The 13,471-nt window shown below is 56.9% G+C and carries 15 protein-coding genes; 8 read left to right on the forward strand and 7 right to left on the reverse strand.

The annotated features are described in order from the left end of the window. Positions 1–3 precede the first annotated feature (3 nt). Entirely contained in the window at positions 4–888 is an 885-nt protein-coding gene (locus AC2TCY_RS15695) for a LysR family transcriptional regulator (protein ID WP_480848747.1), read from the reverse strand. An 84-nt stretch (positions 889–972) separates the two neighbouring features. On the opposite strand from AC2TCY_RS15695, the gene AC2TCY_RS15700 reads away from it, so the two are divergent. Further along, positions 973–1,605 (forward strand): class I SAM-dependent methyltransferase, encoded by a 633-nt coding sequence (locus AC2TCY_RS15700; protein ID WP_480848748.1) that lies wholly within the window; start codon positions 973–975, stop codon positions 1,603–1,605. An 88-nt stretch (positions 1,606–1,693) separates the two neighbouring features. Further along, the gene (locus tag AC2TCY_RS15705) at positions 1,694–2,143 is read left to right on the forward strand and encodes a YtoQ family protein (RefSeq protein ID WP_480848749.1); all 450 of its coding nucleotides are present in this window, start codon (positions 1,694–1,696) and stop codon (positions 2,141–2,143) included. Between the two features lie 48 nt (positions 2,144–2,191). Here AC2TCY_RS15705 and AC2TCY_RS15710 read toward each other — a convergent pair whose 3' ends face one another. After that, positions 2,192–2,890 (reverse strand): glutathione S-transferase family protein, encoded by a 699-nt coding sequence (locus tag AC2TCY_RS15710; protein ID WP_480848751.1) that lies wholly within the window; start codon positions 2,888–2,890, stop codon positions 2,192–2,194. A 219-nt stretch (positions 2,891–3,109) separates the two neighbouring features. On the opposite strand from AC2TCY_RS15710, the gene AC2TCY_RS15715 reads away from it, so the two are divergent. Next, positions 3,110–3,916 carry a mechanosensitive ion channel family protein gene (locus AC2TCY_RS15715; protein ID WP_480848752.1) on the forward strand — a complete coding sequence of 269 codons (807 nt, stop codon included), beginning with the start codon at positions 3,110–3,112 and terminating at the stop codon, positions 3,914–3,916. Between the two features lie 182 nt (positions 3,917–4,098). On the opposite strand, the gene ald is transcribed toward AC2TCY_RS15715, so the two are convergent. Beyond that, positions 4,099–5,217 (reverse strand): alanine dehydrogenase, encoded by a 1,119-nt coding sequence (gene ald / locus AC2TCY_RS15720; RefSeq protein ID WP_480848754.1) that lies wholly within the window; start codon positions 5,215–5,217, stop codon positions 4,099–4,101. Positions 5,218–5,352: 135 nt separating this feature from the next. Between ald and AC2TCY_RS15725 the strand changes: the two genes are divergently transcribed. Further along, positions 5,353–5,811, forward strand: a complete 459-nt coding sequence (locus AC2TCY_RS15725; protein WP_480848755.1) for an Lrp/AsnC family transcriptional regulator — start codon at positions 5,353–5,355, stop codon at positions 5,809–5,811. 6 nt (positions 5,812–5,817) lie between these two features. Here AC2TCY_RS15725 and AC2TCY_RS15730 read toward each other — a convergent pair whose 3' ends face one another. Then, positions 5,818–6,657: a CPBP family intramembrane glutamic endopeptidase gene (locus tag AC2TCY_RS15730; RefSeq protein WP_480848756.1), complete on the reverse strand. Its 840-nt coding sequence runs from the start codon at positions 6,655–6,657 to the stop codon at positions 5,818–5,820. Positions 6,658–6,916: 259 nt separating this feature from the next. Here AC2TCY_RS15730 and ppk2 point away from each other — a divergent pair, with 259 nt between their 5' ends. Then, positions 6,917–7,834 (forward strand): polyphosphate kinase 2, encoded by a 918-nt coding sequence (gene ppk2, locus AC2TCY_RS15735; protein WP_480848758.1) that lies wholly within the window; start codon positions 6,917–6,919, stop codon positions 7,832–7,834. Between the two features lie 49 nt (positions 7,835–7,883). On the opposite strand, the gene AC2TCY_RS15740 is transcribed toward ppk2, so the two are convergent. Together AC2TCY_RS15740 and rpsU are read right to left on the reverse strand one after the other, a co-directional pair. Further along, positions 7,884–9,011, reverse strand: coding sequence for a CAP domain-containing protein (locus AC2TCY_RS15740; RefSeq protein ID WP_480848759.1), 1,128 nt, complete (start codon positions 9,009–9,011; stop codon positions 7,884–7,886). A gap of 296 nt (positions 9,012–9,307) precedes the next feature. Then, the gene (gene rpsU, locus AC2TCY_RS15745; RefSeq protein WP_005614280.1) at positions 9,308–9,514 is read right to left on the reverse strand and encodes a 30S ribosomal protein S21; all 207 of its coding nucleotides are present in this window, start codon (positions 9,512–9,514) and stop codon (positions 9,308–9,310) included. 111 nt (positions 9,515–9,625) lie between these two features. On the opposite strand from rpsU, the gene AC2TCY_RS15750 reads away from it, so the two are divergent. Together AC2TCY_RS15750 and AC2TCY_RS15755 are read left to right on the forward strand one after the other, a co-directional pair. Further along, entirely contained in the window at positions 9,626–10,318 is a 693-nt protein-coding gene (locus AC2TCY_RS15750; RefSeq protein WP_480848761.1) for a COQ9 family protein, read from the forward strand. A 64-nt stretch (positions 10,319–10,382) separates the two neighbouring features. Further along, positions 10,383–11,369, forward strand: a complete 987-nt coding sequence (locus tag AC2TCY_RS15755; protein WP_480848762.1) for an NAD(P)H-quinone oxidoreductase — start codon at positions 10,383–10,385, stop codon at positions 11,367–11,369. Positions 11,370–11,408: 39 nt separating this feature from the next. Here the strand turns inward: AC2TCY_RS15755 and AC2TCY_RS15760 are convergent, their stop codons facing one another. Further along, on the reverse strand, positions 11,409–12,266 hold the full coding sequence (locus AC2TCY_RS15760; RefSeq protein WP_480848763.1) for a DUF2189 domain-containing protein: 858 nt from the start codon (positions 12,264–12,266) through the stop codon (positions 11,409–11,411). Between the two features lie 197 nt (positions 12,267–12,463). Here AC2TCY_RS15760 and AC2TCY_RS15765 point away from each other — a divergent pair, with 197 nt between their 5' ends. Beyond that, positions 12,464–13,447 (forward strand): quinone oxidoreductase family protein, encoded by a 984-nt coding sequence (locus tag AC2TCY_RS15765; protein WP_480849065.1) that lies wholly within the window; start codon positions 12,464–12,466, stop codon positions 13,445–13,447. The last annotated feature ends 24 nt before the right edge of the window (positions 13,448–13,471 follow it).

Genomic DNA, 13,471 nt, shown 5'->3' on the forward strand with positions numbered 1-13,471 from the left:
TTTTCATTTGGACAGAAACTCGGTCAGCAGATCAAAGACCAACCGGATTCGGCGGCTGGTGTGCAGCTCGCGATGGGTGGTCAGCCAGACCGGGAACATGATGGCCTCCATCCCGGGAAGAACGCGTTCGACGCCGGGTGTCGCGTCACCCACTTCTTGCGACATGGGGGCAACGCCAAATCCTTGCCTGGCGTATTCCCAGGCGACAATTCCGTTTTGCGAGCCGAGTCGGAAGTTGTCTTCGCTCAGATGAATGCCGAGTGGTTTCAGATAAGTGATCATCTGAGCGGTGTCGCCAAAGCTGATGAACTCGTGCTGCGACAGGTCGCGTTTGGATTTGGGGCGACCTGCGCGGTTCAGGTATTCGGTCGTGGCATAGAAATGACCCGACGCTTCCTGAACCAGTTTGGTGATCAGGTCAGGCTGATCCGGGCGGACGTGGCGGATCGCGATATCTGCCTCGCGCCGCATCAGATCTCGGATGTCATTCGAGGCGATCACGTCAATTCGCAGACGCGGGGCCTGCACCCGGACCTCGCGCAGTAGATCGGGCAGAATATACGCCGACATGACGTCGCTTGCGGTGATGCGGACCAGCCCCTCGATAGACTGCGCCTGTCCCGACGCGGTCAGCGCGATGCGGTTGGCGGCCTCGCCCATGGTCCGGGTATGATCCAGTAACTCCACCCCCGCCTGCGTGATTTCCAGAGAGCGGCCAACGCGCTCGAATAGCATCACGCCCAAGTCGGCCTCGAGCGCGGCGATCTGGCGGCTGAGCGTGGGCTGTGTCTGACCCAATTGCCTGGCAGCGGCAGAAAGCGAGCCTGCTTCGGCTGTCGCCAAAAAAGCGCGGATATGGTTCCAGTCGAAATCACCAAGATAAGTCATACGAATATGTATAAGAAACCTGCAAATTTCGGCAATTCCTATTCGATCTACGCATGATTAATTTGGGCCTAAAGGAGATCGCCCATGACGGCTACTGCAAAATTCTGGGACGGTGTGGCTGAGAAGTACGCCCGATCACCCATCAAGGATATGGCATCGTATGAGCATACGCTTGAGCGCTCGGCCTCTTATCTGAAGAAGACGGATGACGTCCTGGAGCTGGGCTGTGGCACCGGCATGACCGCTTTGCGACTGTCGGGTTTTGTCAGGTCGATCACAGCCACTGACGTTTCATCCGGCATGTTGGCAGTGGGTCGGAAACATGCTTCCGAACAGAATATCTCCAGCGTGACATTCGTTCGGGCCGATGCAAACACGCCACCGGCGGGGCCCTTTGACGTCGCCTTGGCATATAATCTGCTGCATCTGGTCGAGGATCTGGAAGGCAGTCTCTTGCGGATAAACTCAGTTCTAAAACCGGGCGGGTTGTTCATCTCAAAGACGTTTTGCCCGCCGTCGCACGGCGCAAGTTGGCGTTTTCGTGCCATTCGGCTGGTTTTGCCGGTCATGCAACTGTTGGGTAAGGCTCCGTTCGTGCGGTTTCTGTCCGAGGCAGATTTGGATAACGCGGTTCAACAGGCTGGGTTTGAACTGGTCGAGCAGGATAGCTTTCCCGCTCGTGATGCCCGTCGCTATCTGGTTGCCCGCAAAATCTGATCAATGCCTGAACAGCAAACGTTCATTTCGCGTTGGGCTTTAACCGATCGCAGTTTAAGTAACCTGTGAAACAATTGCGGAGGTTGCTATGGGCTTGAATGTTTATCTGTCCGGAGAAATTCACACCGATTGGCGCGAACAGATCATCGAAGGATCAAAGGGGTTGGATGTGACGTTCAACAGCCCGGTGACCGATCACGATGCCAGTGATGATTGCGGGGTTGCAATTCTGGGCGCGGAGCCGAACAAATATTGGCACGACCACAAAGGCGCGATGGTCAATGCGATCCGCACCCGCAAGGGCATAGTGGATGCAGACATTGTAGTGGTTCGGTTCGGCGAGAAATACAAACAGTGGAACGCGGCCTTTGACGCAGGATATGCGGCCGCGCTGGGCAAGTCGATCATCGTGCTGCATGGCCCGGATCATCAGCATGCCCTGAAAGAGGTTGATGCAGCAGCCCTCGCCGTCACCGAGGAGCCACGTCAGGTGGTTGAAGTCCTGCGCTACGTTCTGACTGGAAAGCTTCCGGGCTGAATTGACCAGTGGATGCAGGTGCCTGCATCCACCACTTTGCTTTGCCGTTCAATCTCGCGCCGGGATCGAAAGGCCCCTTTGCACGGCAGGGCGCTCGAGAAAACGCTCGAGATACGCTGCGACATGTGGATAGTTGTCCCATCCCAGCAAGTCTTTCGCATCGTAGTAGTCCAGCCCGCGCAGCCAAGGTGCGATTGCGATATCGGCAATCGAGTAATCTCCGATGATCCATTCCTGCCCGTCCAGTTGCGTGTTCAGGACATTCAGCAGACGTTTCGCCTCGGCAACATATCGGTCGCGGGGGCGGGGATCTTCAATTTCGCTGCCGGCGAATTTGTGAAAATAACCCAGCTGACCGAACATCGGACCAACGCCACCCATCTGAAACATCAGCCATTGGGTTACGCGGTATTTGTCAGATTTGGACCGACCGAGAAACTTGCCGGACTTTTCGGCGAGATACAGCAAGATCGCCCCACTTTCGAACAGCGTCAACGGAGCTCCATCAGGGCCATTCGGGTCAATGATCGCCGGGATTTTGTTGTTGGGATTCAGTGACAGAAATTCGGGGCTTTTGACATCTGCATCCGCCAGAGTCACCAGGTGGGGTTCATAGGGCAGGCCGGTTTCTTCCAGCATGATCGAGGCTTTGACGCCGTTGGGTGTGGGATAGGAGTAAAGTTGAATCCGATCAGGTGACTGGGGCGGCCATTTGGCCATGATCGGAAACGAGGTGGTGTCCAGCATGTGGGGCTCCTTGATCGGTCTGATGTTCGCCACTCTGCCAAGTTCGGACCATGTTGTCAGGTCCGGGAGTGTGCATGGCCGGTCAGCTGCTGTTTACTGAAGAACAAGAGGGGGAAAAGTGAGGAAACACGCACCTAGACCCGGTCGAAAATTTGGCTCAAAATACCTTGATCCCCGCGCTACAAGCGCGGGTTTGCTTTTGGTGCAGAGGAGACGTTCGTGGAAGACGTTGTAACGCAGGTGGGTGCGTATAGCCCACTGATTATTAGCGCAGTCAAAGCGTTGATCGTTCTGGTGCTGGGTTGGATTGTGGCCGGTGCGATCAGTGGAATGTTGCGCCGCCGGATTAATGCGACGCCGCATATTGATCCCACTCTGGGCAATTTTGTCGCCAGTTTGGTCAAGTGGGTACTACTGGCGATCGTGTTTGTCGCGGTTCTTGGCATTTTTGGGATCCAGGCAACCAGTATCGTGGCGATCCTTGGTGCGGCTTCGCTGGCCATCGGTCTCGCCCTGCAAGGTACGCTGAGTGATCTGGCTGCCGGTGTCATGCTGGTTGTGTTCCGCCCTTATAAGCTGGGACAATATGTCGATATTGGTGGCACCGCCGGGACGGTCAAAGACCTGAACCTGTTCACAACTGAACTGGTCACTCCGGACAACGTGCAGATCATTGTGCCAAACGGCCAATCTTGGGGATCGATCATCACCAACTATTCGGCGCATGAAACGCGACGGGTCGATCTGGTGTTTGGTATTGATTACGGGGACAGCGCAGATCAGGCGATGCAGATCATCCTGGACGTCGCCAAGGCGGAGGAGCGCATCATGAGTGATCCCGAGCCTTGGGTGAGGGTCACCAATCTGGGTGACAGCTCGGTAGATCTGACGGCTCGTTTGTGGTGCGTCGCAGACGACTATTGGGATTTGAAGTTCGAACTGACAAAGGCAGTGAAAGAAGCCTTTGACGCCAACGGCATATCCATTCCCTATCCCCATTCTGTCGAGATCCAGAGAAAGGGCTGATAGCTCCCGCCCGCCGAGCGGGCAAAGGAAATGCCCTTCTCCGGTTGGGTCTGGCGCCGCGCAAATCGCGCGGCGCCTTTTTTTGAGTCTGAAGGGAAGCCCCGCACCTCGCTATTTGCGCGGCGCGGGGCCCAACTCTGCGCTATACTCGCTTAAAACGGCGCTTTGAGAGCCGAGAAGTTTTAAGACTTGATGACTACGGCCGGCGAAACAACGTCGATTCCCAGGGCCTTTCCAACAGCATAGTAGGTCAATTGGCCTGCGTGGACGTTCAGCCCGGCCAAAAGGTGCGGATCGTCCTGACAAGCCTGTTTCCAGCCCTTATCGGCAAGAGCCAGCAGGAAAGGCATCGTCGCGTTGCCAAGTGCAATGGTCGATGTGCGTGCTACGGCGCCTGGCATATTTGCCACGCAGTAGTGCATGATGCCGTCGACTTCGTAGATCGGATCAGCATGCGTGGTCGCCTTGGAGGTTTCAAAGCAACCGCCCTGATCGATGGCGACGTCTACCAGAACCGCACCGGGTTTCATGGTAGATAGCTGTTCGCGCGTGACCAGCTTGGGTGCAGCCGCACCGGGGATCAGGACCGCGCCGATGACCATGTCCGCGTCACGGATCAGTTCGGCTGTGGCACCTGCGGTCGAGTACTGATTCTTGAACTGTCCGCCAAACACATCATCCAGATAACGCAGTCGGGGCAGTGAACGGTCCAGCACAGTGACGTCTGCACCCATGCCCGCCGCGATCTTCGCCGCATGAGTACCGACAACACCTCCGCCGATCACAACAACTTTGGCTGGTCCAACGCCTGGAACGCCACCCATCAGAACACCGCGCCCGCCGTTGGCCTTTTGAAGTGTCCACGATCCGACCTGTGGTGCCAGACGGCCAGCCACTTCGGACATAGGTGCCAGAAGTGGTAGCCCGCCATTGGCGTCCGTGACGGTTTCGTAAGCAATCGCCGTGCAACCGGATTCCAACAGGTCGTGAGTCTGATCCGGATCGGGCGCCAGGTGCAGATAGGTGAACAGAAGCTGGTCTTCGCGCAGCATCTTACGCTCGACGGCTTGCGGTTCCTTGACCTTGACGATCATGTCTGCCGTAGCAAAAACCTCGTCAGCCGTATCTACGATACGGGCGCCGGCGGCAATATAAGAGTCATTGTCAAAGCCAGACCCCATGCCCGCCCCGGTCTCGATAATGACCTCGTGGCCTCGCGCAACGGCTTCTTGCGCGGCATTCGGCGTCATGCCGACACGGAACTCCTGAGGTTTGATTTCCTTGGGGCAACCGATTTTCATGTGTCTCTCCGTACATAAACTGCCTAAATTATGGGCATTCCGCGGCGCAATTTCTGTGAAACCCTGCTTGCCAAAGCATGATTTAGTGGGAAAATATTCGACAAATTCCAATTCACACGCAACGGATGTGCGCAGATGAGTATTGATGCAACTGATCGAAAGATTCTGGCGGCCCTTCAGCGCAAGGGGCGGTTGTCGAATGCAGAACTGTCCGATCAGGTGAATCTGTCCCCGTCAGCCTGTCACCGGCGCGTGCAACGGCTCGAGGCGGATGGCTATATCAAGGACTATGTCGCCTTGCTGGACGCCCGGAAGATGAACGTTCCGACCACAGTTTTCGTCGAGATCACATTGCAAGGCCAAGCCGAAGAGGTGCTGGATGCCTTTGAAAAGGCCGTGGCTCGCATCCCGGACGTATTGGAATGCCACCTGATGGCGGGCACAGCGGATTACATCCTGAAGGTTGTCGCTGAAAATACCGAGGATTTCGCCCGTATACATCGGCAATACCTGTCGCGCCTGCCGGGCGTGGCACAGATGCAAAGTTCGTTTGCTCTGCGTACCGTATTCAAAACAACGGCTCTTCCGGTTTGAGCCTATTCAGGCCGGGCCGGAATAGGTGAACAGAGTCAGATGCAGGAAATTGAAAGCGAAATGCATCAGGACTGGCACCCACAAGCGACCTGTTGCGAGATACCCCAACCCGCACGCCAACCCAAGCAGAGAGGCAAACCCCATTAGGACAAGGCCACCGCCCATATGGGCTGCGCCGAACAAAACACTGGTCACGACCAATCCGGCCGACAGCCCCAGTCGCCCGCTAATCACAGATTGTAAGTAGCCGCGGAAGAAAGCTTCTTCCGTGAGGCAGGTCAGGAACAAGTTCGATACAGCGAAGACCAACCACCAGTGTGGCAGGCTGAATTCGGGACGCACCGCCCCTGACACCACGCCCAATAGCAACAGGGAGGGCAATAAGATCAAGCCAGCCACAAGCGGCCAAACTCTGACCGGCGCGCTATGGGTCAACATCACGGGCCACGCCAGCAGCACCGCGAAAAAGACCATCGGTTTGTCCAGATTGAAATACAGCGTGAATGGAGCGCTACCCGGTCCTGCCTGAACCTGATCCAGAACCAAAAGATTATGAACCCCTGGCAGCAGGTGCGCACCCAGAATGACGCTCCAGACAATCAGCGCAATATGTCCGATGAACGCTGCAGTGCCATGCAGCCTTGGAAGGTAGGCCGCGCCCAAAAGCCCAAGACCGACGATCAAAACGGCCACGCCGGAGGTCAAGCCTGTGGTCAGCGCCATCATGGCAAAGACACTGACCAACCCTGCGGTGAGGGCGCGGTTTCTGGTCAACGCGGCGACTTGAGCGACGATCAGGATCAGCCACGGCCAAATTGTTGGCAGCAATGAGAAAAAGAATGCCACAATGACCTCCTGTTTGCCCGGGCATAGATGCAGGAGTAGCGAGCGCAATTGCAAGCGCCTGTTTTAGGACGCAAGATGTGGCCTTGCGTCAATTCCGCCGCTTGTATCCCACGCCGGACCGGGTCACATTCAGGTTTTGCAGCATATATATTTGTCAGATGGCAGTCCGGGATTCAGGCACCATCTGCGGGCACGGTGACATCTGCCGGTTACACCGCCCGGATACGGTGCGAGCCCGAAGAAAGATAAGGAGCAGACCTTGGCACACTACGTGAATGACGCCCCGAAAGATTGGCTGGAAGCCGAGCTGGAAGATACGCTGGACGAAGATTTCGAAATCGAATTCAGCGAGCCGATGCTGTCGATGGAGGTCCGCAAGATCTACAAAGATCAGCATCCGAATATGCTGGATCGCAAAGTCTATTTTCGTAATCTGCTGCGTTTGCAAGCCGAATTGATCAAGGTTCAGGATTGGGTTCAGCACACCGGTGCCAAGGTGTGCATCCTGTTTGAAGGGCGCGATAGCGCGGGCAAGGGCGGCGTGATCAAGAGGATCACGCAGCGCTTGAATCCTCGGGTGGCCCGCGTGGTTGCATTGCCAGCACCCAGCCGTCGTGAGCAGAGCCAGTGGTATTTCCAGCGTTATGTTCCGCACCTGCCTGCGGCCGGTGAAATCGTGTTTTTCGACCGTTCCTGGTACAACCGCGCCGGGGTCGAGCGTGTGATGGGCTTCGCCAACGAAGACCAGGTTGAACAGTTCTTTCAGGACGTTCCCGAATTCGAACGGATGCTGGTCCGCTCGGGGATCATTTTGTTGAAGTACTGGTTCTCGATTACGGACGAAGAACAGCAGTTGCGATTCCTCATGCGCATCCATGACCCGATGAAGCAATGGAAACTGTCACCCATGGATCTGGAATCGCGCATCCGCTGGGAAGCTTACACAAAAGCCAAAGAGGATATGTTCTTCCGCACCAACATCCCCGAGGCGCCTTGGTATATCGTCGAGGGAAATGACAAGAAACGCGAGCGTTTGAATTGTATCGAACACCTGTTGACCAAAATCCCCTACGATGACGTTCCCCAGGACAAGGTCAATTTGCCGGATCGTCGTTACAACCCGGAATATGAACGCCGCATTCTGCCCGACGAGTTGTACGTACCTAAGATTTATTGAGGTCCGGAATCGGATGTGCGGGGGCAAACAAGCCCCCGCACAATATTGGTTAGGCGACATCCATCATGCACGTCGTCTGAAAATAGACGAAACCACAGAAATCATCCGGGGTCATATCGACTTCGTCTGAGACGGTGGTGATGTCCTCGTCATCTGCTCCGGTGTCAGTCACCAGTTCAAAATCGTCCGCCTCGGGTTCGGGCTGATAGGGATTGTCCCAATCGAACTGATCAAGGCTGGCCTGCAGGAACTCCACGAACTCCTGAATCTCATTCAGGAAGGCCTGAACATCAAAGCAGTCTGCATCGGGTGTCGCCGTGTCGGGTGTTTCCACTTCGGCCACGTCGTCACCAGGTGTTTCTACATCGACGTCCGGATCGTCGGTTTCCGCGACCGGAGTTTCCACTTCGGGAGTTTCATCGTCGGGTGTTTCCACATCGACAACCTCTTCTCCGGGAGTTTCTTCGTCGACTTCCGGATCATCAGTTTCCGCGACCGGGGTTTCTACTTCAGGATCTTCATCGTCTGGAGTTTCCACTTCGGCAACGGGCTCATCTGTGTCCGTTCCCGGCTCCTCACTATCCGTAACGTCCGGTGCTGGGGTCTCATCCACGGGTGTCACGGGGGCGGTAACGTCCGGATCGGGTACCTCGGTTTCTGGGTCTACGGGCTGTGCCACGTCTTCGTCGGTAGGGGGTTGCGGTGTTTGGGGCGACCCGTTGTCCAACAGAACGGCCGCGTCGGTCTTGGCAAAGTTTTGCGTGACCATCACGGCATCGAATCCCTGCATGTCACCGGTCTCGATACCAATGCCAATATACTTGAATTCGGGGTTCAGAATGTTGGCGCGGTGGCCGGGGCTGTTCATCAGGTTTTGGTGCAATTGCGCGACATCATCGCTGATGCCGGGTGCGCCGCGTTCGGATTGCCAGGCAATATTCTCACCCGACCGCCAATTGCCCGAGAAATCGAACCCGGCCGCTTCCATGCGCTGTGTTGCGGAAGATCCGCCCGATCCGGTGTGGCTGAACCTGTCGGTATCCAGCATCCACATGCTGTGATCTTCGGACGAGTCGTTCAGTTGCGTCTCAAGTTGCAAAGGGTTTAGCCCGCGGGATGTGCGCTCTTGGTTGATCAGCGCGAGCATTTCCTGCTCGACCGTGCTTGCTGTAGACATGTTTTGCCTCCGTATATTGTTATGTCTGAGTGGACGGCATCAGTTACCGAGCAACACCAAACACTGAACAGAGGGGTGGAAGCGCCAGGCGTATTTCGGCGACGGAATGCAACTGGACGGGGATTCGCTGTGCTGTAATACGCCGACCAAACCGGTGGGCCTGCGATCGGCAGGTTGCCGCGTTATATATCCGGATAACCGGCAAATTCTGACTTACCCAGAAACGACAAACCCCCGGGCGATGCCTCGGGGGTCGTCAAATAGTGTCATCCAAAGCTGGACGAGTCAGGCAGCTATTAGAGCAAACCTTCGCGCTGTGCTTTCTTACGTGCCAGTTTACGGGCACGGCGGATCGCTTCAGCTTTCTCGCGCGCTTTTTTCTCGGACGGTTTCTCGAAATGTTGCTTCAGCTTCATTTCACGGAACACGCCTTCGCGCTGCAGCTTTTTCTTCAGGGCACGAAGCGCCTGATCGACGTTATTGTCGCGAACACTAACCTGCATGTGGTTGTCACCACCTTTCTAGATAGAGTTGCAAGGAAATTGCAGGAATTGGCCGTATAGCAAAGCGCTCCTAACTTGTCTAGTACTGGGCCCGAGAACCGGAGAACCGTCATGACCGTGACCTATGAAGATGCGAAACAGCAGTTGTTGAATGCCATGCTGGACCATGTGCCGTTTGACGGCTGGTCCGAAACCAGTTTTCGCGAGGCGATTGCCGACAGTGGTCTGGACGACGGGTTGGCGCGCGCCATCTGCCCGCGTGGTGCTGTAGACTTGGCGCTCGCCTTTCACGCGCGCGGTGACGCGATGATGCTGGAGCGAATCGAATCCGAGGATCTGAGCGGTTTGAAATTCCGCGACAAGATCGCCGCTGCGGTCCGCTTCCGCTTGCAGGCTGTTCAGGACAAAGAGGCCGTGCGCCGCGGCGTGACGCTGTTTGCACTGCCGATATATGCGGCTGATGGGGCAAAAGCAGTCTGGGGAACGTGTGATCTTATCTGGAACGCGCTGGGCGACACGTCGGACGATGTGAACTGGTACACGAAACGTGCCACGCTGTCCGGCGTGTATTCCTCGACCCTGTTGTATTGGCTGGGGGACGACAGCGCTGATCAGCAGGCCACGTGGGAGTTTCTGGACCGGCGCATCGAAGGCGTTATGCAGTTTGAAAAGTTCAAGGCGCAGGTTAACAGCAATCCACTGCTGAAACCGTTTCTTGCCGCTCCCAACTGGCTGGCGGGTCAGGTCAAAGCGCCGGCCAAGACTGGTGCGGGCTTGCCGGGATCGCTCACCCCCAGAAAATGACCTGAAAATGCGGCTGGGCCTTTGAACCGATGCCTGCTAGGCAACGGACAAAGGAGACCTGCCAATGACCCAGATGATGCGCGCCGTTGAAATCACTACGCCGGGTGGTCCGGACGTATTGCAGTTGGCCGAGCGGCCTGTGCCAGAACCCGGAAACGGTCAGGTTGTCCTGAAGGTCGCATATGCCGGTGTGAACCGCCCGGATGCCCTGCAACGCGCCGGGGCTTACAACCCACCTCCGGGTGCGAGCGAATTGCCGGGGCTCGAGGCGTCAGGTGAAGTGGTTGCTGTCGGCTCTGGGGTCGAAGGCATATCGGTTGGCGATCTGGTTTGCGCTTTGCTCCCGGGCGGCGGTTATGCAGAATATGTCGCAACGCCTGCCGCTCACTGTCTGCCGGTTCCTGCCGGAATGGGCATGAAAGGGGCCGCGTGTCTGCCGGAAACCTTTTTCACCGTCTGGTCCAATGTCTTCACCCGTGGTGGTCTGAAAGCGGGCGAGAGGTTTCTTGTCCATGGAGGTTCCAGCGGGATTGGTACCACGGCCATTCAGCTGGCAAGTGCTTTTGGCGCCCGCGTCTTTGCCACTGCCGGATCGGATGAGAAATGCGCGGCCTGTGTTGATCTTGGGGCCGAAAAGGCCATCAACTATCGTGATGAAGATTTTGTGGCCGCCATGCGGGCTGAAGGCGGTGCCAACCTGATCCTGGACATGGTTGGTGGCGACTATATCCCCCGTAACGTCAAAGCCTTGGCTGAAGATGGGCGTCTTGTACAGATTGCCTTTTTGCAAGGCCCGGTGGTCGAGCTGAACTTTGCCCTAATGATGGTCAAACGCCTGACCCTGACCGGCAGCACGCTGCGCCCGCAAAGCGATTTGGCCAAGGCGAAAATTGCGCAGGACCTGCGCGAGGCCGTCTGGCCTCTGCTTGAAGCCGGAAAGGTTGCGCCGGTCATGGATAGCGAGTTTGACCTGGCTGACGCCGCTGCCGCCCATGCGCGTATGGAAAGCTCGGGCCATATCGGAAAGATTGTCCTGAAAGTTGCGGGTTAATGAGATTGCGCGCGAGTTGATCTCGCGCGCCGTCCAAAGTCAGGCGACAGCCCGACGATACAGATGCCAAGTTGCGTGTCCAAGCACAGGCATGACAACGATCAGCCCCAGCAACATCGGGATTGCGCCCAGCGCCAGCAGTGCCGCGACGATGAAACCCCATGTCAGGATGACTCCGGGATTATGCCGCAGAACGCGCACCGAGGTAACCACTGCCACCGGTAGTCCCACCTTTCTGTCCAGAAGCAGGGGAAAACTGACGACGCTGATGGCCAATGCGACCAGGGCAAACAAAAATCCGATAGCCGTTCCGACAATGATCATGGTCCATCCCGCACCGGTGGTGAAGACATCTGCGGCAAATGCGCTGAGCGAGGCCGGAGACTCGGGGCCAAGTGTCATAACATAGACGCCCTGCGCGACCAGCAGCCAGACCAGCAGCAGCATGACAAGGTAGAACCCAAGCGCCAGAATTGCGCCGAAGGACGGAGACTGAAAGACGCCGAACGCGTCCAGCCAATGGACTGCGCCTCCCTGTTCCCGCTTTCGGCTGATTTCATATAGCCCTACGGCGGCGACAGGACCGACCAGGGCAAACCCGGCGATCAGTGGAGCCAGCAAGGGGACCATGTCCATATTCATCCCGATACCGAACATCAACAGACCTGCTATCGGATAGATCAGCACGATGAAAATCGCATCGGCACGGGTCTCGAGGAAATCCTGATACCCGGCCTGCAAACAGGCACGCAAATCCTGCATGCTCAATGTTTGCACCATCGGTAGCTGTTGCGTGTCCGAACTGCCAATAGTGGATACGCTTTCGGCCACATGATCGCTGGTCGCGCCGAGATGGCGTGCGACCCAGCTGATAGGATTACCGATCGTCTTGTCCATCATCATCCCCTTCCCGGATTTGGGTACGAAGCGGGATGCATCCGGCATACGAATTGTCCGTGACCGGATGATCCGGCAACGCCTGAAGCAACTGTAGCACAATTTCCTTTATTTGTCTGCTCATTGATGCGTGACCGAGTGCATTGCTCTGTCGTGCAGGCGTGTTAGCTTTGCCTCGAGCCAGAAGGGAGAGCATGATGCAGCAAACGGCGAGAACCGTAGTTATCCATGAAACCGGCGGTCCTGAGGTCTTGCAGGTCGAAGACCGTATGGTTGGCGATCCAGGACCGGGCGAAGTGCGTATTCGGCATTACGCTTGCGGGCTGAATTTCATTGATGTTTATCAACGCAGCGGCCTGTATGCGATGGGCCTGCCCCATGCGTTGGGGATGGAGGCTGCCGGTGTGATCGAAGCCGTCGGCGAAGGCGTCACGCATCTGGTGCCGGGCCAGCGCGCAGCTTATGCCGCTGCACCGCCGGGCGCTTATTCGCAGGCTCGCGTAATGCCGGCCGCGCAGGTTTGTCCATTGCCTGAAAGCATTTCCTTTCGAACGGCTGCTGCGATGATGCTGAAAGGGATGACCGTCGAATACCTGTTTCACCGCACGACACCCCTGAAGCGCGGCGATACGGTTCTGTTTCACGCTGCGGCAGGTGGCGTGGGCCTAATTGCCTGCCAATGGGCCAAATCCGAAGGCATCACTCTGATCGGCACCGCCGGAACGGACGAAAAGTGCAGTCAGGCCCAATTCAACGGTGCCTCGCATTGCATCAATTACCGAACAGAGAACTTTGTCGAGCGCGTGGCCGAGATTACTGGCGGCAAGGGCGTTGACGCAGTGATGGACTCGGTCGGAGCTGACACGTTTCAGGGCTCGCTGGATTGTCTGAAACCCCTCGGCATGATGATTTCGTTCGGTAATGCCTCGGGTCCGGTGCCGCCGCTGGATATCGGGGTTTTAGCGCAAAAAGGTTCGCTCAGGCTGACGCGGCCGACCCTGTTTACGCATATTTCCGACCCCAGCGTCTGTCAGGCTATGGCCCGGCGCCTGTTCGGCAAGGTGGACGGGCGCGAAGTCAAGATTCATGTCGAACAGACATTCCCGCTGGAACAGGTTGCAGACGCGCATCGCGCTCTTGAGGCACGTCAGACCACTGGCAGCACGATCCTCGAACCATGACTGATACGGCCCCGGCGGCCTGCG

It is taken from the genome of Ruegeria sp. HKCCD7181, assembly GCF_057221055.1.